This is a genomic window from Bradyrhizobium sp. HKCCYLRH3061, assembly GCF_051168015.1.
In the GTDB taxonomy this organism is placed as follows: Bacteria; Pseudomonadota; Alphaproteobacteria; order Rhizobiales; family Xanthobacteraceae; genus Bradyrhizobium.
On sequence record NZ_JBNPUE010000004.1, the window covers coordinates 100,990 to 123,746 of the forward strand.

The window sequence follows — 22,757 nt, forward strand, 5'->3', positions numbered from 1 at the left end:
GGACCACATGTCGCAATTCGAGTCCCGCAACGTGGTGCCGCTGCTGCTCAGCGTCAATGCCGGCTATGTCGACACTGCCGGCTTCCTGGCGCTGCAGGGCCTGTTCACCGCGCACGTCACCGGCAACTTCGTGACGTTCGGTGCGGCGCTGGCGCTGGGCACCTCGGGCGCGACCGCCAAGCTGCTGGCGCTCCCGGTATTCTGCTTGGTCGTGATCGCGACGCGGCTGGCCGGCACGTTGCTGTCGCGGCGGTGGTCGCGCGCGTTCGAGGTCCTGATCGGCGTCAAGCTGGTGCTGCTCGTCCTTGGCGCCGTGCTCGCCATCCATTTCGGCCCGTTCCATGACGGCGACAGCCGCGAGGCGATCATCACCGGCATGGTGCTGGTCGCGGCGATGGCGATCCAGAACGCCGTGCACCGGATCCATCTGCCGAGCTCGCCGCCGTCGACCCTGATGACCGGCACCACGACGCAGGTGATGATCGACCTCGCCGACAGGATCTATGTCGGCGACAGGGGCCAAGCGCCGCCGCCGGCGCGGCTGATGCAGATGGCGATCAACGTGCTCGCCTTTGCGCTCGGCTGCGGCGCCGCGGCGCTGCTGTTCATGCGCCTGGGAAGCTGGTGCTTCGTCGTGCCGCCGGTCGTCGCCGCGCTGGCGCTCGGCGTGCGCCTCGCCGGGCCCGAGCCGGCGCGCTGAGGACGCCGTCAGGTGCCGGTGCCGAGGGCCGGCTGGACGTTCGGCGCAGGCGCCGTCGGCGGCAGCCGCGGCAGCGACGGCGCAACCTGGGTGTCGCCGTCGCAGTGCACCGCGTAGAGCAGCCCGAGCGGGTTGCCGTGCTCGCGGAGAAATTCCCGGCGCAGGCTGAGGAACGTCTCTCCCAGCGGCACGCCGTCGAGAAAGCTTTCGAAGAAGCGCTTCGCCCAGGCCGTGGCGAAGATCGCCGGGGTCTTGCATTCCGTTCCAACCACGCCGCGCGCGCCCTTGGCCATGAAATACGGCACGAAGCCGTCGTAGAACGCCGGCGACAATTCGGCCGACTCGCAGGCGTTGATGAAGACGAGGGGGTTGCCGGGAAGCAGCTTGCTGGTCGGGGCGTCCAGGCTGAGCTCGCCCAGCGTGATGCCGGCATCGGTCAGCACCAGGCTGGAGCTGTCGGGACCGCCGGGGTCGTCGAGGCCGGTCGCCCGGGCGTGACAATAGAGGTAGAGGATCTGGTCGTTGGTGGTCTCGTCGGCCAGCGCCTTGACCAGCTCCTTGCTGGTCGTGCGCGAGACGATGTGGACGTTGCGGCGTGCCGCCTTTTCCGCGAGCCAGAACCGCTGCTGCTGGGCGACGAGGTCGGCGCCCATCTGCCGGTCGATGTTGTCGTTGACGTTCAGGCTGATGCTGAGCTCGGGCTTGTCGCTCGGGATCAGGCAGTCGGAGATGCGCGGCGTGTTCTGCATCGGGATCTGCTCGATCACGTGGCGCATGCCGATGAAATTGTCCCAGTCGAGCTGTGCGCCGGCCGAGGCATCGCCGACATAGAGCAGGCCCCACGGCACCGTGGTCGCCTCCGCCACGATCTGCAGCTTCAGCCGCCTGGAGCGGTCGCTGGTGAGCTTGCGCAGGAAGTCGCCGATGTCCTTGGAATCCTGCGCCGCGGCGGGCCCGAAGAACAGCTTCTGGAACAGCGCCGATCCCGCCCGCGCCATGATCTTCAGGGCGGCGTCGCGGTCGGCATCGGCGATGTCGATCCCGCTCTGGAAGACGAAGCTGCCGGCCGCGTTCTGATGGGTCACGACCTTCATGAGCTCCTGGCGCACGATCTCGATCGATTTGGCCAGGTAGTCCGGCAGCAACGGCAGCCGGGCGCGGACCGTGACGGGCTTCCAGACGAGACAGTCGTAGCCGCCCGCGATCGGCATGATCGACAGGCCGACATCGCGCGGATTGAGCACGCTGGCGGAGGAGTAGGGCCGGCCATGCGCGCCCTCGACGCGGGGCGAGGGCGCCGCGCCGACATCGATGACGAGGTCCATCTGCTGGACGAAATTGCCGTCCTTGTGGACCGTCGCCCGCAGCGCCGACGGGCCGAACTTCTTCGGCGACAGATCGAACCGCGCCTTGTTGCGCGACTTGCCGGTGCGCGGCAGGCGCAGCGGGCGGCTCTTGTCGGAGAGCTCGAAATCGTCGCTGTCGAGCTGGATGGTCAAAGTGACGTCGGAGGTTCCTTCCGGGAACAACTGCTCGTCGGCGAGCGGCACCGACGAGACGCCGCTCTGCTGGACGTCGACGTCGAAAGCGAACGTGTACCACTGGCCCGGCTTCAACGGCGCATCGAGATCCTCGAAGCCGGCATTGATCCAGCGCTGCTCGCCGGGCGGATAGGCTTTGCGGTTGTCGAGCGCGGGCGGTTGCGGAACGGTCGGCGGCGGCGCCCATTGCGGATATGGCAACTGAACCTGCTGCTGGTCTTCGTGCTGCCGTTGCTGCTGCTGATGCTGACTCTGCTCCCGCTGCTGCTGCTCGCGTTGCTGCCGCTGGCCCGGCTCGACCTGCTGCTGCTGCTCCTGCCGCTGAACCTGCTGTTGCACCTGCTCCGAAGTCCGCTCGAACGTCCGCGGCCGCCAGAGTTGCTGATCGTATCGCTGCTGATCGAAGTGGCGGATGTCGTCGCTGAGCAGCCCGCCGCCGATGCTGCCGGGTTGCGGCCTGACGGCCGCGGGCGCGGCCAGGATCGCGGCCCAGAAGGCGTGAGCCACTTCGGGGTGGGCGATGTCGCTGTGGGCGCCGGCCGCGCCGCCGCCGTTCCGGATGATCCGGCTCGCCTCGATGTTGTAGACCCGGCCGCTGCCGAAACCGTAGCTGAAGCCGACATCCTGGATCGGCATGTCGACGGTCGCCACAGGCTGGGTGCCGCGGACGCCGAAGCTGCCGATGGCGCCGTACAGCGGATAGTCGGTATCGAGCAGATATTGCTGCTTCAGCCGCGCTCCGAGCGGGTAGAACCATCCGTTCGCCCGGTCGTAGCTCGAGCGGGTGGTCACGAAGGCGCCGCGCACGAGCCCCTTCAGCAGCGTGCGCCGGAAATAGCCCTGCGCCGGGGCGGCCTGCGGAATGCTCTCGGCATAGCACCACAGCGACAGTGCACCCTGGACCAGGAACATCGTCTCGACCGGACGCGGCAGCGCGCGGCCGTCGGGTGTGCCGGCGACGGCCGCCGACACGACGATGCAGCCGAAGCTGTGGCCCATCAGGTGAACCCGGGCCGCCGGCGCCGCCTGCTGCAGCTTGACGAGGACATCATGGGCGCCGGCCTCGCCGAACTGGCGCGCGCGATCCTTCATCTTCCAGAACGACAGGATGCGGAGCGGCGCCAGCAGCGCCTCGCGCAGGTCGTCGCCGAGGCCGAGCGTGCCTGCGGTCGCATCGGCCGGCCCGCTCCGTGCCTCGCTCACGATCACGGTCGGATCGAACCGGTCCTGCTCGGCGCCAGGGCGTCCGCTTACATCGCCCATCGCAAGGCCGGACGCAGCGAACAGCCTGAGATAGGCATCGCGCATCGAGTCCGGCAACGTGGCCGCCGGCGCAATGCGCGCCTGCTCGAGGATCGAGCGAATGTCGGCGCGCGCCGCCGGCGTGTCGGCGATGCGTGCCGCATAGCGCTCCACCTCCGCCTCGAGCGATGCCGCCGGCGTGTCGGCGGACAGTAACCCGCCGCCGCCCGACGGCAGCGTCTCGTCGCCGAATGGCAGGCTCGGCCAGTGCAGCCCGATGATGACGGGAGCAAAGCCGGGACGCTGCCGTGCCGCGGCGAGCCGGTCCGCGTCGAGCGCTCCCATGGCGGTGAGCCAGCGATCATACTGCTCGATCGCCGCGGGGACGTCGCCCATCCAGCCATGGCTCAGCAGGATGATATCGCTGACCGCCGCGCCCAGCGCATGGAGGCGGTTCACCACCATCTCGCTCGCGAGCGAACCGTCGGCCTCTCGCCGCTCTTGCCCCGTCGCATCGAAGGCGATGAGCACATATTGCAGGTCTGAGCCTGGCACCTGACGGACGGGCATGCGTGCCTCGCAATAGGATCACGTCGGCATCTTCCGCGGTAGTCGGTTGCCGACCCTAACAATTTCTTATTATGCGTGTGTTGTATTTAGCCGCGTTGATCGAGTCAACGCGATCACGTGAGACTGCAACCGCGGCTGCGTCACGCAGTTGACCTTGCTCACGGCGGTTCGCGGTGGAGGCGCAGGGAAACGCGCGTCGGCGATCTCCAATGACGAAAAGTTTAGCTCGCCGCATCGCTGTGCGCCATTGCGTCCCACATGCATCGCGCCCAATTGTAGAAACGAAACGGTTCCGTTCTTTTCAAGGAGACGTGATGACACAGCAAGCTCTGTCATCGGCTGAGGTTCCATCTGCGGCCAACGACGATCCGGTGGTCTCCGCGCGCGATCGTGCCGTGCGGCAATGGCGCGGGGATGCCTCTGGCGACACTCCGCAGCAGATCGAGGCCAAGGCGCCGGCTGCGGAGCCCGGTCCGTCGCCGACGGAGCACGGGCAGCGCCAGGAGGGGGCCCGGAGGAGCCTGATCCGGCGGCATCCGCTTGGGGCAGCGCTGGGTCTCGTGCTGCTGCTCGCCGTCGGCGCCGGCGGCTACGTCTACTACGATGCGGCCGGTCACTATGAGACCACCGACGATGCCTTCATCGCGGCCCGCCAGTTCTCCATTGCGCCGAAAGTCTCCGGCTACATCACCGCCGTCCCCGTCACCGACAACCAGCACGTCAAGGCCGGCGACGTGATCGCGCGCATCGACGATCGCGACTACAAGACCGCGTTGGCCCAGGCCGATGCGCAGGTGAAGTCGGCGCAGGCGGCGATCCGCAACATCGATGCGCAGATCGAGGTGCAGCAGGCGCAGATCACCGCGGGCCAGGCCCAGGTCGAGCAGGCCCAGGCCGGGCTGACCTTCGCCGAGCAGCAGGCCAAGCGCTATCAGGACCTCGCCCGCACCGGCTCGGGCACGGTGCAGAGCGAGCAGCAATACACATCGCAGCTCCAGCAGCAGAAGGCGGCGCTGACCTCGGCGCAGGCCAATCTGCAGGTGGCGCAGCGGCAACTGGAGTCCTTGAAGGCGCAGCGCGAGAGCGCCGATGCCAATCTCGCCCAGGCGCAGGCGCAGCGCGACCAGGCGCAGCTCAATCTGTCCTACACCACCATCACCGCGGCGCAGCCCGGCCGCGTTGTCAATCTCAGTGCCGCCGACGGCCAGTTCGCGGCACAAGGCACGGCGCTTTCGATGTTCGTGCCCGATGACGTCTGGGTGACCGCCAATTTCAAGGAAACCCAGCTCGACGAGATGCGTCCAGGCCAGCCCGTGACCCTGGAGATCGACGCCTATCCGGAGCGCGAGATCCGCGGCCATGTCGCCAGCGTGCAGTCCGGCTCGGGCCCAGCCTTCTCGCTGCTGCCGCCGCAGAATGCGACCGGCAACTACGTCAAGATCGTGCAGCGCGTGCCGGTCAAGATCGACATGGATGATCCGCCGACGGACGTCGCGCTCGGTCCCGGCATGTCGGTGGTGCCGACCGTGCGTGTCGATCCCAGGCCGTCGCTCTATGAGCGGCTGAAGGCCGTGCTGTGAGAGAGGTCCGCCATGCGTGAGGCTGCCGCTCTTTCCGCGCCGCGCGCCGGCAGTCCGTGGATCATCGCGGTGCTGGTCGCGCTCGCGACCTTCATGGAGGTGCTGGACACCACCATCGCCAACGTCGCGCTGCCCTATATCGCCGGCGGCATGGGTGTCAGCCAGGACGAATCCTCCTGGGTGGTGACGACCTATCTCGTCTCCAACGCGATCATCCTGACGGCGTCGAGCTATCTCGCCAAGCGCCTGGGACGCAAGACCTTCTTCATCATGTGCCTCGGCCTGTTCACCTTGAGCTCGGTGCTGTGCGGCTTCGCCTGGAATCTGCAGGTGCTGCTGCTGTTCCGGATCATGCAGGGCCTGGGCGGCGGCGGCATGGTGCCGGTCGCGCAATCGATCCTCGCCGACTCCTTCCCGCCGGAAAAGCGCGGCCAGGCCTTCGCGCTGTTCGGCGTCGCCGTCGTGGTCGCGCCCGTCGTCGGCCCGACGCTCGGCGGCTATCTCTCCGACAACGTCTCCTGGCACTGGTGCTTCCTGATCAACGGCCCCGTCGGCGTCGCCGCGATGCTGCTGATCGGGCTGATCCTCAAGGAGCCTGAAGCTGTCACTGAAGAGCGGCGCAAGCAGGCGCACGGCTTCGACGTCGTCGGCTTCGTGCTGGTCGCGACCTTCCTCGGCGCGCTCGAACTGATGCTCGACCGCGGCCTCGAGGACGACTGGTTCGACTCGCGCTTCATACTGGTCACCGCCGCCGTCTGCGTTGCCGCCTTCATCGCCATGATCCCGTGGGAGATGAACCAGAAAAACCCGACGGTCGACGTCCGCATGCTGGCGTCGCGCCAGTTCGGCGCCAGCTTCCTGGTGATGCTGGCGACCGGCGCGATCCTGCTCGGCACCACGCAGATGCTGCCGCAGATGGTGCAGCAGGATTTCGGCTACACCGCGACCTGGGCGGGCCTCGTGTTGTCGCCGGGCGGCCTCGTCACCATGGCGATGATGTTCGTGGTCGGACGGCTCTCGGGCAAGGTGCAGCCGAAATACATGATCATGACGGGCGCCGCGGTCGTCGCCTTCGCGATGTATGACCTCACGCGGGTCTATGCCAATGTGGACTTCTGGTTCTTCGCCGAATCCCGCATGCTGATCGGCATCGGCCTGCCGCTGATCTTCCTCTCGATCACGACCGCGTCCTACAACGGCATTCCGCCTGAGAGGACCGACCAGGCCTCCGCCCTGATCAACGCCGCGCGCAACACCGGTGGGTCGATCGGGGTGTCGCTCGCCGCCAACATCCTGGCGCACCGCGCGCAGTTCCACCAGAGCCGGCTGGTCGAGAATGCCATTCCGTCCAACCCGGCCTATCAGGACACGCTGCACCAGGTGACGAACTACTTTACCGCCCATGGCAGCTCGCTGGTCCAGGCGCAGCAGCAGGCGCTCGCCTGGATCGGCCAGACCGTTCAGATGCAGGCGTCGCTGCTCGCCTATGTCGACGTCTACTGGGCGCTGATGCTGATCTCGCTGTCGGCGATTCCGCTGGCGCTGACGCTCCGCAAGGTCAAGCTCGGCGGCGGCCCGGCGATGGCGCATTGAGGAAGCACGGTCGTTCGGCTGTCGTTCCGGGGCGATGCGCAAGCATCGAACTATGGTGCGCAGTTGCGCACCTGAGAATCCCGAGATTCCGGGTTCAGCCCTGGCGGGCTGCCCCGGAATGACGGTCAGGAACATCAGGGGCGCTCACACCGCCTCGTCGGCGATGCCATTTCGCAGCAGTCCGATCTTGTCGATCTCGACCTCCACGACATCACCGGGCTTCATCCACAGCGGCGGTGTGCGGCGGGAGCCGACGCCGCCGGGCGTGCCCGTGGCGATCACGTCGCCGGGCTCGAGCCGGGTGAACGAGGAGCAATATTCGATCTGGCGCGGGATATCGAAGATCATCTGGCTGATCGTCGCATCCTGGACGACCTCGCCGTTCAACCGCGTCTGCAGCCGCAGCGAACCGAGATCGTCGATCTCATCCGGCGTGACCAGCCACGGGCCGAACCCGCCGGTCGCGGGAAAATTCTTGCCCGGCGTGAACTGGTGGGTGTGGCGCTGGAAGTCGCGGACGCTGCCCTCATTGTAGCAGGCATAGCCGGCGATGTGCTTGAAGGCCTCGCTGCGCGGGATGTAGCGGCCCGGCTTGCCGATCACGATGGCGAGCTCGCCCTCGAAATCGAGATCGGTCGAGACGCGCGGGCGGATGATATTCGTGAGATGCCCGGTCTGGCTGTTGGCGAAGCGGCCGAACACCGTGGGGTTCTCGACCTCGGAGCGGCCGGTCTCCTTGCGGTGCGTCTCGTAGTTCAAGCCGATGCAGAGGATCTTGTCCGGGTTCGGGATCACCGGCAGGAAGCTGATGGCCGAGAGCGGATGCCGCCTTGCGCCTGAGGCCGCTGCAGCCGCCTCCTTCAGCGCGTCCGCTGCGATCGCCGATTTCAGGTCCGGGAAGCGGTCGCGCAGGACGGCACCGAGATCGGCGACGTCGGTGCCCTCGACGAGTCCCCAGGTCGGCGCATTGTCGATGGTGAAGCTTGCAAATCTCATCCGATGTCCTCAGGTCGAAACCGCCGCTACGGCGGAGGGAGAAGCCGGTTCTTGCGCCGATTTCGCGAAGCGCGCGATGGTGCGCTCCGGGAAGATCAGCGCGAAGGCCGAGATGGCGCCGACGATCAGCACGCCGGCGGTGAAGGTCATGGCGTGGGCGTAGCCGAGCGGCGCGTTGCCGCCGGCCTCGCCGACGATCCAGCCGGTGAGCGCATTCGACACCAGCGCGGAGGCCGCGTTGCCGGAATAGATCACGACGATCAGCCGGCCGCGCTGGATTGCCGGCGCCACGGCGCCGAGCGCGACGGGGCCGAAGATCGTGGTGAGACTCGGCGCCGCGAAGGCGATCGCGATGCAGGCGAGCTGCAGCGGCCCCGAGGTGACGATGCTCAGGAGCAGCGCGCAGCCGGCGGCGAGCAGCGCGAGACCGGAGGCGTGGCCGAGGCAGGCACGCAGGCTGAAGCCTCTGCGCTGCAGAACCTGCGTCAGCCAGGAGCCGCCGAGCAGCAGCGGCGACTGGAACAGGTAGATCCCCGAGATGATCCAGCCGACATCGACCTGCTTGTAGCCGAGCCCGAGCTGCAGATAGGGCGGCAGCCAGGTCGCGGACATGCCGACGATCCAGTACGACGCGGTCGACATGATGATGACGCCGATCACGGTCGGATCGGCCCACAGCACGCGCGCCGGCAACGCCTTGTCCTTCGCCGCCGAAGCCTCCGGCGCATGGGCGGAGTAGGGTCCTTCGCCACCGACGAAGAACCAGCCGAGCATCCAGGCGAGCCCGAGCAGGCCGCAGAACAGGAAGCCGGTGCGCCAGCCATAGCTCACGATGACATAGGTCAGGATCGGACCGCCGGCCAACAGACCGACGCTGATGCCCTGCAGCACCACCGCGCTCGGCACGCTGCGCTTGTCCTGGGGAAACCAGTTGTAGCAGGCGTGCAGCGCGGTCGGCAGCCCCGGCCCTTCGCCGGCGCCGAGGATGATGCGGCAGATCACCAGCACGGCGACCGAGCCGGAGAAGAAGATCGGGATCTGCGTCGCCGACCAGACGGCGGCCATGATCAGGAGCAGCCATTTCACCGGGAAGCGGCCGACAACGAACATGCCGACCGCCATGCCCGACAGCGAGAACAGCAGGAAGAAGCTGCTGCCGATCAGCCCGAACTCCTTCGGGCTCAAGCCAAGCTCCTTCATCATCGGCACGGCCGAGAGGCCGAATACCAGCTTGTCGAAGAAGTTCAGCGTCTGGAACAGGAACAGCATGATGAGGACGGCGATCGCGCGTCCTCCCACACTGGGTCTGGCGGTGTCCGATGATGTCGTCATGGCGTTTCCCCGTTTGACATTCTCTTGTTTTGATTAGTGCAGTCGTTGGTTCAGCTCGCTCAGCAGCGCGGCGAGCTCCGGCGCGTCCGTCGCGACGCCGTAGACATAATGATCGGGGCGCACCAGCGCGGCGCTGCAGCCGTGGCGCTCGAACCAGCGTGCGACGACGGCGCTCTCCTCGTGCAAGCCGTGACCGCCGATGGCGATCACACTGATCCCGGCGTCGCGGGTCGCAGCGTCGATCGAGCTCGAGTTCAGCGCGCCCCGCCCGTCGAGGACGAGCCGCCATCCGGTGCCGGCGATGGTATCGAGCAGCGCTCGCCCACCACCGTCGCCGACGATCCAAGGCTGCGGAAACAGCGTGCCATTGGCCGCGTTTGCCCTGGTCGCGAGCAGTCCCTGCGTCAGCGGCGGCACGATCTCCTGCCGCGTGATGGTGCGCGGCGCGCCGCCGCCTTCGGCAAGGATACGCGCATCGCGTGCCGCTGCGGCCGCGGGATCCTGCTCGCAGATGACGCGGCCGATCGCCTTGATGCGCGTGGTCAGCTCGCGCACATGCGTGCTGCGCTCGCTCTCATAGCTGTCGAGCAGGGCCGTGGTCGATTGGCCGCGCAACACGCGCGCGAGCTTCCAGCACAGATTGGCGGCGTCGCGCAGGCCCTGGCACATGCCCTGGCCGATGAAGGGCGGTTGTTGATGCGCGGCATCGCCGGCGAGCAGGACACGACCCTGGCGCCAGCGGTGCGCGACCAGCGCATGGAAGCGGTAGCTCGCCGCGCGCCACAGTGTGGCGTCCTCGGGCCCGAGCCAGCGGGACAGCAACTGCCAGACCTGCTCCGGCTGCTCCATCGCGTGGCGGTCTTCCCCCGGCCGCAGCATGATCTCGAAGCGGCGATGGTTCCCGGGACCGATGATGTAGGTGGTCGGACGCGCGGGATCGCAGAATTGCGCCGCGGTGGCCGGGAGCTTGCCGGCGCCGCCAGCATTCACGAGAAGATCGACCACCAGCCATGGCTCGTCGAAGTCGAGATCATCGAAGCTGATGCCGAGCTGCTGGCGCACGGTGCTGGAGGCGCCGTCACAGGCGATCACGTAGTCGGCGGTGACCTCATGCGTCGTGCCGTCCGCCCGCTGCAGCACGACGGTCGCCGCCGTTGCATCCTGCCGGATCGCGACGAGGCTCGTGCCCAGCTCGACCGTCACCGACGGACAGGCGCAAACGCGATCGCGCATCATCTGTTCGACCGGCGGCTGCGTGAACACCATGCTCGGCGTGTAGCCGAGCGGGTAGGGCGGGCCGACCATGTCGATGCGGCGGATCAACTGCCCTCGTGCGCCGAAATGCTCGGACGCCGGGAACGGCGCGACGTACCGGCTGACCTGTTCGGCGATACCGAGATTGTCGAACAGCCGCATGATCTCGTGATCGAGCGCGATCGCGCGCGGCTTGTCGTAGATCTCGACAGCGCGATCGATCGCGAGCGTTTTGATGCCCTGCATGCCGAGCAGGCTCGCGGCGATGGCGCCGGTCGGACCGAAGCCGATGACGGCAACCTCGAAATGCTTGTGATCGGACGTGGCGGACATGGAAACTCTGGAGTTGGACAACGAGTCAGGCGGCGTAGCCGACCGCGAGCTGCGCGGCCTTGACGTGCTCGGCCTTGGGCGGCGCAATGCCCCATTGGTCGGTGCGGCCGGGCGGCCAGACCCAATGCTCCGGCCCACGCACGACGTAGTCGTCGTCGACCTGCAGCACCTCGGCGGTGTATTCGATCACGGTCCCGACGGGATCGATGAAGTAGGCGAAGACATTGTCGCCGGGGCCGTGGCGGCCGACGCCCCAGGCGATCGGATGACCGGCATCGATCATGCGGCCCGCGCCGCGCATCACGCCTTCCCAGGTCGGCATCAGGAAGGCGACGTGGTTGAGGCCGTTGACCTTGGCGGCGGCGATCACCACCGCATGGTGATCGGAGTTGCAGCGGACGAACGCCATCGCCGCGGAGCGATCGGTCAGCTTGAAGCCGAGCGCCTTCTCGTAGAACGCAGCCGTGCGATCGACGTCGGTGCTGTTGAGATTGACGTGGGCGAGCCGCTCGGGGAGCTCGGGCCGCGGTGGCTTGGCGTCGTGCCTGAGGTCGTCATGAACGAAGCGCAGCACGCCGCCTTCGGGGCCGCGCAGGCTCATGATCACGCCGCCGTCGGGACCGGGGTTCGGCGCTGGCGCTGCGATCAGCGTCGCGCCTTCATGGATGGCGTTGCGGCTGACGGCATCGAAATCACTGGACTCGGCGAGGCGGAAAGTCACCGCCTTCAACTCGGTACGCTCGCTCTGGTGCAGCGCTACGACATGATGATCGCTGCCGGTCGCACGGAGATAGACGATGCCGCGGGCCTCCGCGACGCGCTCCAGCCCCCAGGTCTGTCGATAGAACGCTTCCGAACGCGCGAGATCTGGCGTGCCCAGATCGACGCTGCGCAGAGCCGCGACCGGAAACCGGGTCATGAGCGTGTCCTCCTGCGCGATGCCCGGGTGAGGACGCGCGACGTTTCTATCCCTGGCCGGCAAAACCGGCTCGTCCTTTTTATTACATAAAAAATCGAAATCAATCGAAATTTATAAATTTTATGTTCTGCAGCCTCGCTCTATACATGTCGTCTGATTCAGAGGAGATCGTGCGTGGATGCGGTTTTGGAGGCCGAGGGGCAGGGCCCGTCGACGCAGGCGAGTCATGTGTATGACCGGCTGCGCGAGGACCTGCTGTCCGGCCGGTTGGCGCCGTCGCGCAAGCTGCAGATGCGGTTTTTGACCGAGGCCTATCAGACCGGGCAGACACCGCTGCGCGAGGCGCTCAACCGCCTCACTGCCGACGGACTGGTCGAGGTGCGCGAGCAGCGCGGCTTCTACGTCAAGGACATCAGCCGCGCCGAGCTCGCCGAGCTGACCAAGACGCGCTGCTGGGTCGAGGCGCTGGCGCTGCGCGAGTCGATGGCGGCGGCGACGCCGGAGTGGGAGGAGCAACTGGTGCTGGCGCAGCATCGGCTCAGCCGCGCGCCGCGCTCGCTCAGCGCGACGACGTTCGAGGACAATCCGGAGTGGGAGAGACTGCACCGGATCTATCATCGGGTCCTGATCTCGAACTGCGGCTCGCAGTCGCTGATCGCGTTCTGCGGCCAGCTTGCCGACCAGCTCTATCGCTACCGCCGGCTATCGATCCGCAAGGCGTTTCCGTCACGCCCCGTCGGCGACGAGCACGCCGACATCGTGAACGCCGTGCTCGACGCCGACACCGAACGCGCGGTTGCGCTGCTCACGGCGCACTATCAGCGCACCGCCGACGTGATCCTGCAGGACGAGACGATCTTTCCGGAGCTGCGCAAGGACAAGCAGGTTTAGGATCACGTCGTCGCGGCGAGGAAGAAGTCGACGCGCTTCTCGACATGCGCCTGGGCTTCCTTCTTCAGGGTGCGCATGTCCTCGCCGAGCAGGCTGCGGATCAGCACGGCGAACACCACGAGATCGAGGAAGATCCGTGCGCTGTCCTCGATGCGGTCGGCCGAGAACGCGCCCTTGCCGGCAAGGCCTTCGGCGCGCGCGAGCTCGCCGATCGCATGGCTCACATTGCAGGTGGCGCGCTTGCGCGCGGTGTCCTGGATCTCGAGCGTCAGCTCGGGAAATCGCGGATTTTCCGCAATCGCGGTCCGCATCAGGCCGATCGTGTCTTCGACGAAGGCGCGCTCGATCAGGGTGAGTCCGAGGCTGATCAGCCGGGCGCGGAAGGTGCGGCCCTGCGGCACCAGGTTCTCATATTGGGTGTTGCGCGCGGCATGGCGGGCGATCACGGCCGCGAACAGCGCGGCCTTGCTGGGAAATCGCGCGTAGATGGTCGGCTTGCCGGCACGCGCGGTCTGCGCGATTTCGTCGACGCTCGCGCCTTCGAAGCCGTTGGCGAGGAACACCGTCTTTGCCGCATCGAGAATGCGCTCCTCGACCTCGCCGGCACGTTCGAGCGGAGGCCGCCCCACCTTGCCGCGCGCCGTCTTGGAAGCAACCATTCGATCCGCCATGGCTTTCTTTCTTTCGAGGCTTTCTTTCGCGGCCTTTGTGTTCCCGTCCTGTTTGGCACAGGGGTCCGGATTGTTCAATCAACGCGGCCGGGGGCCGCTGCTCATGCCTGGGGCGTTAACGCGTTCCACGGAATATCGGCTTGCCCGTGGGGTCTCGAACACTGAGACTGCCCAAAACGATTGAGGAGGAAAACCATGGGACGGACATTCGTTCATTTGTCGTTGCTCGCCGTCGTCGCCGGCGTTGCGGCCGCGCCGCTTGCGCGCGCTGAAACCGTCATCTTGAAGTCCGAGCTCAAGGCCGCCAACGAGGTGCCGCCGAACACCTCGCCCGCGACGGGCGCGGCCGAAGCGAGCTTCGACACCGCCACCAGGACGCTGAGCTGGAAGGTCACCTATTCGGGCCTCACCGGGCCGGCGATGGGAGCGCATTTCCACGGTCCCAGCGAGCCCGGCAAGAATGCCGGCATCGTGCTGCCGTTCAAGAGCCCGGAGACCCCGATTACCGGTTCGGCCGTCATCACGGACGCTCAGGCGGCCGATCTGCTGGCCGGCAAATGGTACGCCAACGTTCATACCCAGGCGAACCCAGGCGGCGAGATTCGCGGACAGATGACCCGGCAGTGAGGCGCGTGCCCGACGCGCGCGGGCTCGCCGTCACGCGGCCAGTTCCGGTTCGCCGGCCTGGCCGGGAACGGCCGAGGCCCGGCGCACGTCGAGGAACTGCTTGAAGCGCCCGAGCGACAGCGGCGGCGCAACCAGATAGCCCTGGCCTTCCTCGACGCCGCAGGCGATCAGCGCATCGACCTGCTCCTGATGCTCGATGCCCTCGGCGACCACGGACATGTCGAGCTCGCGCGCCAGCGCCACCAGCATCTGCACCACCACGATGGCGGACTGGTCGCGGGTGATCGCGTCGACGAAGAACTTGTCGATCTTCAGGATGCGCGCGCCGAGCCGCTGGATATAGGACAGGCCGCTATGGCCGATGCCGACGTCGTCGAGTGCGACGCGGAAGCCGAGCTCGCTGAGCTCCTTCACGACATCAGTCGCCTTGGCGAGATCGGCGAGCTCCTCGCGCTCGGTGACCTCGAGCACGACCTGGCGGGTGGAGACCGATGACGACGCGACCGTCTTGCGCAGATCGTCGATGAAGCGGTCGCCGAGCAGGTGGCGCGGGGTGACGTTGACGGACAGCTTGAACAGCTTGTCCTGCTTCATCTCCGGCTGCAGCTCGCGCAAGGCGGTCTTGAGGAGCTGCCAGGTCAGTCTCTCGATGCGGCCGGAGCTCTCGGCGAGCGGGATGAAGCTCATCGGCGGGATCAGCCGGCCGTCCGGCTTCTCCCAGCGCGCCAGGATCTCGCAGCCGACGATGTCGCCGGTCTTCAGTCGGAAGGTCGGCTGCACATAGGGCTTGAACTCGTTGGCCGCGAGCGCGCGGTCGAGCTCGGCGACCGGGTCCACCGGCCGGCTGAGGTAGCTCGCCAGCAGCAGGCCGAACATGCCGCCCAGCGTGCCGGCGGCGAGCATCGTCAGGAGATAAGCGAGGTCGCCGCGCGCGCTCAGGCTCTGCGGCCGCACATGGATCGTGGCCTGCAGCGGATAGCGGTCGGACACGGTGGTGAACGCGACGGTCTGCGCCGGCGATCTGGCGGATGCGTCGGGATGATAGCCGGCCACCTGCTCGCCATCGGGCAAAGTCAGGGTGACGTTGCTCTCGGCGCGCAGGCCGACCGGCATCACGTCCAGCAGATTGCCGTCGATGCGCAGGATCGCCGCCAGCGACCGTTGCGGGTCGATGTCGCGCATCACGCCGAACGCGGCGCCGGTGAACTGCTCGACGCGGAACAGCCGCAGCTCGCCGTCGGCGGACTTGAACATCTCGTCGCGCCGCGCCCAGCCATTGTCGAATTCCAGTGTTTCGGAATAGGCCGCGCACTTGACCGCGCCGTCGCGATCGACGGTGCGGATGTCCTTGATGATGGTGCCTTGATAGACGTGAAGGCGCAGCGCCTGCAGCGCGACGGCGCTGCAGTCCATCGGTCCTTTCGCGATCAGACGGTTCAGGATCGATCCGGCCGAGTCGATCGCGGCCTCGGAACGGCGCAGCGCCAGCTTGCTGAGCTCGCTGAGCTGCCGCGCGGTCTGGTTGCCGATCAGCGCGGTCACGGCGAGATCGGCGCCGGCCAGGAAGATCCCGACGCAGGCGACCACCGCCGCGACACGAAGCATGTGTTTACGTTGCAATGCCATCGTGTCGTGAACGCCCCCGTATGACCACGGGTATCCTTCAATCCAACCTTCAACTTTCCGTATATGCGCCCCAGGATGCCCGTCCGCAGCGGCACGGTGGGCCGTGAGCGCAGGAAGCTGGTTAATGAAGGGCTACCGGCTCAGGCCGCCTTGTCGGTGGTGTCGAGCGGCATCGCCGTCTCGGCGCGCTCGGCCGGCAGCAGCATCAGGGCGGCGAGCGCCGACAGGCTCAGGCTCGCCGACACGATCAGCACGCCGCGGCCGAGCCCGTCGATGAGCAGGCCGAACAGCAGCGGCGCGAAGGCCTGGCAGATCCGCGACGGCGCCCCGATCAGGCCGAGCCGGTAGGCGTAGTTGACGGGGCCGAAGATCGCGAGTGGCAGCGTGCCGCGAGCAATGGTCAGGATGCCGTTGCCGGAGCCGTGCAGCAGCGCGAAGGCCGCCGCCGCGCCGCCGCCGAACAGCCCGATCGTCACGGCGCCGATCGGATGGGTGATGCAGGCGAGCCGCGCCGAGGCGAGCGGATGGAAGCGGCTGAGGAAGCCGGCCTCGAACACGCGCGCGGCGACCTGCGCCGGCCCGATCATCATGCCCGCGAACAGCGCCTGTGCAGGGGTGGCGCCGAAGGCCTGCATCAGCCGCGGCAGATGCACCGCCATCGCCGCGGTCACGGTCCAGGCCGCCGCCATCGCGAACGCGATCAGGATCATGGGACGATCGAGCGGAATGTTCGGCTTGCCCGTCGGCATCTCGCCGGGTGCCATCTGGGTCGCGCGCGGCAGCGACAGATTGAGCGGCAGGCCGATCACGAGATGCGCGATCGCCCAGGCAAAGCAGGTCTCGCGCCAGCCGATGGTGGCGAGCCCCCAGGTGCTCAGCGGCCAGCCGACGGTGGAGGCAAAGCCCGCGATCAGGGTGATGCCGGTGATCGCGCCGCGCGCATCCTTGCCATAGATGCGCCCGAGCGCGCCGAACGCGGCGTCATAGAGGCCGAGCCCCATGCCGACGCCGAGCCACAGCCACGCCAGCGCCATCACCCACAGCGAATGCGACAGGCCAAGCAGCGCGAGCCCGATCGCCAGCACGATGTTGGAGGCGCACAGCACCTGGCGGCCGCCGACGCGGTCGATCTGGCGGCCGATGCGCGGACCCAACAGGCCGGAGATGATCAGCGAGGCGGAGAAGGCGGCGAAGAACCAGTTGTTGGACAGGCCGAGATCCCTCGCGATCGGGTCGGCGAGGATGGCGGGCAGATAGTAGCTCGATCCCCAGGCCAGCGTCTGGGCGGTGCCGAGAGCGATGACCACGCCCAGCCGTCTTGCCTGCATTCCCGTCGACCTCTCCTCGGTTCTGCGTCACGACGTCTCTGGATCACGAACAGCCGCAGCCGCTGCGGCCAGCCGCCTTGGCCTTGGCATCATCGGCACAGCAACTGTCTACGCCCGATGGCGCCGGTCCGCCACAGCAGCCGGACAAGGCTGCAATGCTCTCCACTCCGCCGCGGGTGCAAACGCCGGTCTCCGGCAGCTTCAGCTCGACACGATGCGCGGCGGCCTTGTCGCCGGCGATGTCGGCGGTGATCGACCGGACCTGCTCATAGCCGGTCATCATCAGGAAGTTCGGCGCGCGGCCATAGCTCTTCATGCCGGCGAGATAGAGCCCGGGCTCGTCGGCCTGCGCCAGCTCGCGCGCGCCATGCGGCCGGACCGTGCCGCAGGAATGCTCGTTCGGATCGATCAATGGCGCGAGCGCCACAGGGGCCTCGATCGCGGGATCGAGCCGCAGGCGCAGCTCCGCCAACAGCGACAGATCGGGGCGGAAGCCGGTGGCGACGATCAGCTCGTCGGCGGTGACGTGGCGGTCGCCCGCGGCATCGATCCGCAACCGGCCGTCCTCATCGGTGATCCCGATGACGCCGAAGCCGGACTCGAGCCGGATGCGGCCCGAACGCACCAGCGCGGCAAAGGCCAGGCCGAGCTCGCCGCGCGCGGCGAGCTGGTCGGCGCTGCCGCCGCCGAATGCCTTCGCGGGATCGTCGCCGCGCAGCAGCCAGATCGCCCGCGTGCCCGGCGCGACCTCGGCCAATGCGGCCAGATCGATCAAGGTGCCGATCGCCGAGTGGCCGGCGCCGAGCACCGCGACCGTCTTGCCGGCATAGCGGCTGCGCTGCGCGCCGCGGACGTCCGGCATCGCGTAGGCGATGCGCGCCGCATGCGCGGCTTCGCCGAGCGCGGGCAGCCCGCTATGGCCGGCAGGATTGGGCGAGAACCAGGCGCCGGAGACATCGATGACGGCGTCGGCCTGCAGCGCCGCCTCGCCCTTGCCGTTGTGGGCGCGGATCTCGAACGGCGCATCGGCGCGTCCCTTCGACCTGGCCTTGTCGAAGCCGGCGCGGCCGATCGCGGTGACGCGATGCGAGGTTCTGATGACGTCGCGCAGCGCGGTGCGCGTTGCAAGCGGCGCGAGATAGGATTCGATCAGCTCGCGCCCGGTCGGATAGGCCTCGGGCTCGGGCGAAGTCCATCCCGTCGCCGCCAGCAGCCGCGCCGCCGCGCTGTCGATGTTGTACTTCCACGGCGAGAACAGCTGGACGTGCTGCCACTGCCGCACCGCATGCGCGGCTTCTGGACCTGCTTCCAGCACGACCGGGGTCAGGCCGCGCGCCAGCGCGTGGGCGGCGGCCGCCAGCCCGACCGGGCCGGCGCCGATGATCGCAACCGTCTTGGCATCCATCACGCTATTCCTCCCATATTTCTAGAATCATCGAATTATTTGTCAAATGATCAGGCGGCCGGCCTCTCGGTGCCGCAGCCTTGCTCCTCAGCGCAACACTCGGAGACGAGGAAGCCGAGCAGGGAGCGCATCACGTCGTATTCGGCGTGACAGACCAGCGTCGTGCCCTCGCGCTGCTGCGAGATCAGCCCGACCGCGACCAGCGTCTTGACGTGATGCGACAGCGTCGACGCCGGGACCTTCAGCCGCTCCTGCAGACGGCCGACCGGCATCCCGGCATGCCCGGCGCGCACCAGCGCGCGGTAGATCTTCAGGCGCGTGGTGTTGCCGAGGGCTTCCAGGCGGGCAGCGGCGTCATCGAGCTTCATGGCGTGAAGGATGCGGCATGAGGGACGGCCGAGTCAAACGTTATTTCTAGAATGATGGAAATAATGATATGCGCGTCGCCCGCGGGAAGACCGTCCGGCGCGCTATCGCAGCCGGTAGCCGGCATGGCAGCCCACGCAGGCCGCCATCGTCTCGCCGAGCGCCTTCAAGGCCGGCTTGAGGTCGCCGGTCACGCCCGCATTCTGCGCTTCGATGGCGAAGCGGCTCGCCGCCTTGTGCATCGTCGTTCCGGCCTCCTGCATGCCCTGGGGCATGAACCCGGCCACCTCGGCGGCGCCGTGCAGCCGCAGCGAGCTCATGCCGAGGCGCTGCTCGGCGATCTGGCCGGCCTTGTCCGGCTCGCCCGCCGCGAGCGCGTCGTTGATCTGCTGCAGCGCCAGCAGATGGTCGCGCATGTTGGCAAGCGTATGCTCGGCGAGGTCGGGCGGGAACGCCACCCGCTCGCGCGGGTCCGCCGCAAGCGCCCCATGGCTTTCGTGGTCGTGATGGCCGTGATGCTGCGCCGTGGCGATGCCGGCGGACGTAACGAAGGCCAGCGTAACGGCGGCGAGACGCAGGCGCATGAGGACCTCCATTGAGCGAACGCGGTGACGTCTTCCCTAGACCGCGCAGCCGGACGGCGCATATGATCCAGATCATATGCCGAGGATTGACCATCTCCCGCCCGAGGGCACGCGCCCGCCGCTCGACTGGCGCGCTCTTGCACGGCTGTCGCCGTTGCTCGCCGCGCTGCCTGCGGCCGCGCGGTTGCGGACTCGGCGCATCCAGGTGCCGCGCCAGGGCACGGTGTTCTGCCGGGGGGATCGGCCGCGGGCGATGTTCTTCGTGCTGACCGGCGAGGTGAGGCTGGTGCGCCGCTCGCGCGCCGGCGACGACATCGTCCTGCAGCGGGCCCGCCGGGGCTTTCTCGCCGAGGCCAGCCTCGATCAGCCGACGTATCATTGCGACGCCGTCGCGACACAAGACTCAACGCTGCTCGCGATCGACCGCAAGGCCTTCGCCGAGGCGTTGCGCCGTGCCGAGATCCGCGACCGATGGGGCGACCATCTCGCCCGCGAGTTGCGCAAGGTCCGGGCGCAGTCGGAGCGGCTCAGCCTGAAGACGGCGCGCGAGCGGATCGTGCATTTCATCGAGACCGAAGGGGAGGGCGGCGAGGTCGAGCTCGGCCGGTCGAAGAAGGACTGGGCCGCCGAGCTCGGCGTCACCCATGAAGCGCTCTATCGCGCGCTGGCGCGGATGGCGCAGGACGGCGAACTCATCGTCGACGGCACCCGCCTGCGCTTGCAGTGAGCCGTCCGTCTGCGGCGTCTTTCGCTCCGTCGTGCACTCCCTGCGCAGCCGGCCCTTGACGTTCGCCTATTATATCGATAATTCTGGATATATGGAAAACGAACAAGCCGTCCTGGCGCTGGCCGCGTTGGCGCAGCCGACGCGCCTGCAGGCGTTCCGCACGCTGGTGCAGCACGAGCCCGACGGGCTGCCTGCGGGCGAGCTCGCACGTCTGCTGGAAGTGCCGCAGAACACATTGTCCGCGCATCTCTCGGTGCTGGCGCGCGCCGGCCTCGTCAGCTCGATCAGGCATAGCCGCTCGATCGTCTATCGGGCCGATCTCACGCAGTTTCGCGAGGTCGCGCTGTTCCTGCTGCAGGATTGCTGCGGCGGCCGCCCGGAGGTCTGCGCGCCGGTCATCGCAAGTCTCACCCCCTGCTGTGCGCCGAAGCGCAAGGAGAAGAGCCGTGTCTGACCGCATCTACAATGTCCTGTTCCTCTGCACCGGAAATTCGGCGCGCTCGGTGCTGGCCGAGTCGATCCTGCGCAAGGACGGCGCGGGCCGCTTCGACGCCTTTTCCGCCGGCAGCACGCCGAAGGGCGCGGTGCATCCGTTGGCGCTCGAGACGCTCGCGCGCATGGACTATCCGACCGACGATCTGCGCTCGAAGAGCTGGAGCGAGTTCGCCGTCGCCGGCGCGCCGGCGATGGATTTCGTCTTCACGGTCTGCGACAACGCCGCCGGCGAGGCGTGTCCAATCTGGCCGGGGCAGCCGATGACCGCGCATTGGGGCATCGAGGATCCGGCGGCGGCCGAAGGCACGGAGCTGCAGAAGCTCGCGGCGTTCACGACCGCCTTCCGCTATCTGAAGAACAGGATCGACGCCTTCATCAATCTGCCGCTCGGTCGCATCGATTCGATGTCGCTGGGCACGCGGCTGCGCGAGATCGGGACGGGCGAGGGCGCAACGTCGTTCCGCTCCGACGTGGCCTGATCCGATGACGATCTTCGAGCGCTATCTGACGGTCTGGGTCCTGCTCTGCATCGTCGTCGGTATCGGTCTCGGCCATCTGATGCCGGGGCTGTTCGCGGCTGTCGCGTCTGCGGAGGTGGCGCGAGTCAATCTGCCAGTCGCAGGCCTGATCTGGCTGATGATCATCCCGATGCTGCTGAAGATCGATTTCGCCGCGCTCGGCAATGTGAAGGAGCATTGGCGGGGCATCGGCGTCACCCTGGTCGTGAACTGGGCGATCAAGCCGTTTTCGATGGCTCTGCTCGGCAGCGTTTTCATCGGCCACGTGTTCGCGCCGATGCTTCCCGCAGGCCAGCTGTCGTCCTACGTGGCCGGTCTGATCCTGCTGGCGGCGGCGCCGTGCACGGCGATGGTGTTCGTCTGGTCGAATCTGTGCGACGGCGAGCCGCACTACACGCTGAGCCAGGTCGCGCTCAACGACGTCATCATGGTGTTCCTGTTTGCGCCGCTGGTGGGCCTGCTGCTCGGCGTCGCCTCGATCTCGGTGCCCTGGACCACCCTGCTGCTGTCGGTGCTGCTCTATATCGTCGTGCCGGTCATCGTCTCGCAACTCTGGCGCCGGGCGTTGCTGCGTAGCACGGACGGGGCGTTGGAGCGCGCCTTGCGGGTGCTGCAGCCGGTCTCGCTCGTGGCGCTGCTCGGGACGCTCGTGCTGCTGTTCGGCTTCCAGGGCGAGCAGATCCTGAAGCAGCCGGTCGTCATCGCGATCCTGGCCGTGCCGATCCTGATCCAGGTCTATCTGAACGCGGGGATCGCCTATTGGCTGAGCCGCCGGCTCGGCGTGGCCTGGTGCGTCGCGGCGCCGGCCGCCTTGATCGGCGCCAGCAATTTCTTCGAACTGGCGGTTGCCGCCGCGATCAGCCTGTTCGGGCTCGACTCGGGGGCTGCGCTCGCGACCGTCGTCGGGGTTCTCGTCGAAGTCCCCGTGATGCTCTCGGTCGTGCGCATCGTCAAGGCGACGCGTCGCTGGTACGAAGCGGGCCTGCCGGCCTAGCCTTGGTCCGTGCCTTGGTCAGAAGCCGGTTCGCCTCACCGCCGCGGCTCGTCCTGATCGTCGTCGTCGCCTTCGCGGTCCCGGCGCGCGGGCTCGTAGCTCAGCAGCTGGCTGTCGGCCCGCGCATGCAGCGCCGCGAGATGCGCATAGGCCGCCAGGGTGCCGTCATCGGCACGGGCCACCGGCACCAGCGTGGGTGCCGTCTCCCGGCCGGCTTGTGACATCCCCAGGAGGCCGCCCAGCCCCGCCAGCACGGCTGCCAATGTCATCGTCTTACGCATTCTCGTCTCCGAACTCACCGCGCCCCCGGCTCGCTCCGTCCGGGCGGGATCATGTCGCAACGAGGCTGACGGCATCCTGTCAGGTTGAGTCAGCGAGACGTCAGCTTGTCTCGGGCAGGATGCCGATCCCTTGCGAGTTTCCACCCGCGCATCGGCCTGAGCGCAATTCCGACATCGGAAGTTC

The 22,757-nt window shown here is 67.7% G+C and carries 21 protein-coding genes; 9 read left to right on the plus strand and 12 right to left on the minus strand.

Annotated features, from left to right (window positions below; all coding sequences use genetic code 11):
- Positions 1–7 precede the first annotated feature (7 nt).
- On the plus strand, positions 8–700 hold the full coding sequence (locus ACQR2C_RS09760) for a YoaK family protein (RefSeq protein ID WP_434881011.1): 693 nt from the start codon (positions 8–10) through the stop codon (positions 698–700).
- A gap of 8 nt (positions 701–708) precedes the next feature.
- Here ACQR2C_RS09760 and ACQR2C_RS09765 read toward each other — a convergent pair whose 3' ends face one another.
- The gene (locus tag ACQR2C_RS09765; protein WP_434881012.1) at positions 709–4,053 is read right to left on the minus strand and encodes a CHAT domain-containing protein; all 3,345 of its coding nucleotides are present in this window, start codon (positions 4,051–4,053) and stop codon (positions 709–711) included.
- 314 nt (positions 4,054–4,367) lie between these two features.
- On the opposite strand from ACQR2C_RS09765, the gene ACQR2C_RS09770 reads away from it, so the two are divergent.
- Both ACQR2C_RS09770 and ACQR2C_RS09775 read left to right on the plus strand, forming a co-directional pair.
- Positions 4,368–5,633: an HlyD family secretion protein gene (locus tag ACQR2C_RS09770; RefSeq protein ID WP_434881013.1), complete on the plus strand. Its 1,266-nt coding sequence runs from the start codon at positions 4,368–4,370 to the stop codon at positions 5,631–5,633.
- Between the two features lie 12 nt (positions 5,634–5,645).
- The gene (locus ACQR2C_RS09775; RefSeq protein ID WP_315805336.1) at positions 5,646–7,226 is read left to right on the plus strand and encodes a DHA2 family efflux MFS transporter permease subunit; all 1,581 of its coding nucleotides are present in this window, start codon (positions 5,646–5,648) and stop codon (positions 7,224–7,226) included.
- 144 nt (positions 7,227–7,370) lie between these two features.
- Here the strand turns inward: ACQR2C_RS09775 and ACQR2C_RS09780 are convergent, their stop codons facing one another.
- Genes ACQR2C_RS09780 through ACQR2C_RS09795 form a run of 4 tightly spaced genes read right to left on the minus strand, consistent with a single transcriptional unit; the run spans position 7,371 to position 12,060 of the window.
- Entirely contained in the window at positions 7,371–8,222 is an 852-nt protein-coding gene (locus tag ACQR2C_RS09780; RefSeq protein ID WP_434837838.1) for a fumarylacetoacetate hydrolase family protein, read from the minus strand.
- Positions 8,223–8,231: 9 nt separating this feature from the next.
- Positions 8,232–9,554: an MFS transporter gene (locus ACQR2C_RS09785; protein ID WP_434881014.1), complete on the minus strand. Its 1,323-nt coding sequence runs from the start codon at positions 9,552–9,554 to the stop codon at positions 8,232–8,234.
- Positions 9,555–9,587: 33 nt separating this feature from the next.
- Complete coding sequence (locus ACQR2C_RS09790) at positions 9,588–11,141, minus strand: bifunctional 3-(3-hydroxy-phenyl)propionate/3-hydroxycinnamic acid hydroxylase (RefSeq protein ID WP_316218797.1); 1,554 nt, start codon at positions 11,139–11,141, stop codon at positions 9,588–9,590.
- A 25-nt stretch (positions 11,142–11,166) separates the two neighbouring features.
- On the minus strand, positions 11,167–12,060 hold the full coding sequence (locus ACQR2C_RS09795) for a VOC family protein (protein ID WP_316182956.1): 894 nt from the start codon (positions 12,058–12,060) through the stop codon (positions 11,167–11,169).
- Positions 12,061–12,234: 174 nt separating this feature from the next.
- Here ACQR2C_RS09795 and ACQR2C_RS09800 point away from each other — a divergent pair, with 174 nt between their 5' ends.
- The gene (locus ACQR2C_RS09800) at positions 12,235–12,951 is read left to right on the plus strand and encodes a GntR family transcriptional regulator (protein ID WP_316218798.1); all 717 of its coding nucleotides are present in this window, start codon (positions 12,235–12,237) and stop codon (positions 12,949–12,951) included.
- Between the two features lie 2 nt (positions 12,952–12,953).
- Here the strand turns inward: ACQR2C_RS09800 and ACQR2C_RS09805 are convergent, their stop codons facing one another.
- The gene (locus ACQR2C_RS09805; protein ID WP_315805365.1) at positions 12,954–13,610 is read right to left on the minus strand and encodes a TetR/AcrR family transcriptional regulator; all 657 of its coding nucleotides are present in this window, start codon (positions 13,608–13,610) and stop codon (positions 12,954–12,956) included.
- A 207-nt stretch (positions 13,611–13,817) separates the two neighbouring features.
- Here ACQR2C_RS09805 and ACQR2C_RS09810 point away from each other — a divergent pair, with 207 nt between their 5' ends.
- Positions 13,818–14,249 (plus strand): CHRD domain-containing protein, encoded by a 432-nt coding sequence (locus ACQR2C_RS09810; protein WP_316218799.1) that lies wholly within the window; start codon positions 13,818–13,820, stop codon positions 14,247–14,249.
- Positions 14,250–14,279: 30 nt separating this feature from the next.
- Here ACQR2C_RS09810 and ACQR2C_RS09815 read toward each other — a convergent pair whose 3' ends face one another.
- The 5 genes from ACQR2C_RS09815 to ACQR2C_RS09835 all read right to left on the minus strand — a co-directional run bounded on the left by ACQR2C_RS09815 (position 14,280) and on the right by ACQR2C_RS09835 (position 19,558).
- Positions 14,280–15,854: an EAL domain-containing protein gene (locus ACQR2C_RS09815; RefSeq protein WP_315805343.1), complete on the minus strand. Its 1,575-nt coding sequence runs from the start codon at positions 15,852–15,854 to the stop codon at positions 14,280–14,282.
- Positions 15,855–16,015: 161 nt separating this feature from the next.
- Positions 16,016–17,203 carry an MFS transporter gene (locus tag ACQR2C_RS09820; RefSeq protein ID WP_434881015.1) on the minus strand — a complete coding sequence of 396 codons (1,188 nt, stop codon included), beginning with the start codon at positions 17,201–17,203 and terminating at the stop codon, positions 16,016–16,018.
- Between the two features lie 43 nt (positions 17,204–17,246).
- The gene (locus ACQR2C_RS09825) at positions 17,247–18,611 is read right to left on the minus strand and encodes an NAD(P)-binding domain-containing protein (protein WP_434881016.1); all 1,365 of its coding nucleotides are present in this window, start codon (positions 18,609–18,611) and stop codon (positions 17,247–17,249) included.
- 47 nt (positions 18,612–18,658) lie between these two features.
- The gene (locus tag ACQR2C_RS09830) at positions 18,659–18,976 is read right to left on the minus strand and encodes an ArsR/SmtB family transcription factor (protein ID WP_434881017.1); all 318 of its coding nucleotides are present in this window, start codon (positions 18,974–18,976) and stop codon (positions 18,659–18,661) included.
- 102 nt (positions 18,977–19,078) lie between these two features.
- Positions 19,079–19,558, minus strand: a complete 480-nt coding sequence (locus ACQR2C_RS09835) for a hypothetical protein (RefSeq protein ID WP_434881018.1) — start codon at positions 19,556–19,558, stop codon at positions 19,079–19,081.
- Between the two features lie 76 nt (positions 19,559–19,634).
- On the opposite strand from ACQR2C_RS09835, the gene ACQR2C_RS09840 reads away from it, so the two are divergent.
- The 4 genes from ACQR2C_RS09840 to arsB all read left to right on the plus strand — a co-directional run bounded on the left by ACQR2C_RS09840 (position 19,635) and on the right by arsB (position 22,292).
- The gene (locus tag ACQR2C_RS09840) at positions 19,635–20,285 is read left to right on the plus strand and encodes a Crp/Fnr family transcriptional regulator (protein WP_434881019.1); all 651 of its coding nucleotides are present in this window, start codon (positions 19,635–19,637) and stop codon (positions 20,283–20,285) included.
- A gap of 91 nt (positions 20,286–20,376) precedes the next feature.
- Entirely contained in the window at positions 20,377–20,739 is a 363-nt protein-coding gene (locus ACQR2C_RS09845) for an ArsR/SmtB family transcription factor (RefSeq protein ID WP_316182963.1), read from the plus strand.
- The gene (locus ACQR2C_RS09850; protein ID WP_434881020.1) at positions 20,732–21,259 is read left to right on the plus strand and encodes an arsenate reductase ArsC; all 528 of its coding nucleotides are present in this window, start codon (positions 20,732–20,734) and stop codon (positions 21,257–21,259) included. Before ACQR2C_RS09845 ends, ACQR2C_RS09850 begins: the two co-directional genes overlap by 8 nt.
- A gap of 4 nt (positions 21,260–21,263) precedes the next feature.
- A complete protein-coding gene (gene arsB, locus ACQR2C_RS09855; protein WP_434881021.1) occupies positions 21,264–22,292 on the plus strand; it encodes an ACR3 family arsenite efflux transporter in 1,029 nt (342 codons plus the stop codon).
- Between the two features lie 35 nt (positions 22,293–22,327).
- Here arsB and ACQR2C_RS09860 read toward each other — a convergent pair whose 3' ends face one another.
- Positions 22,328–22,573 carry a hypothetical protein gene (locus ACQR2C_RS09860; RefSeq protein ID WP_315805352.1) on the minus strand — a complete coding sequence of 82 codons (246 nt, stop codon included), beginning with the start codon at positions 22,571–22,573 and terminating at the stop codon, positions 22,328–22,330.
- Between the last annotated feature and the right edge of the window lie 184 nt (positions 22,574–22,757).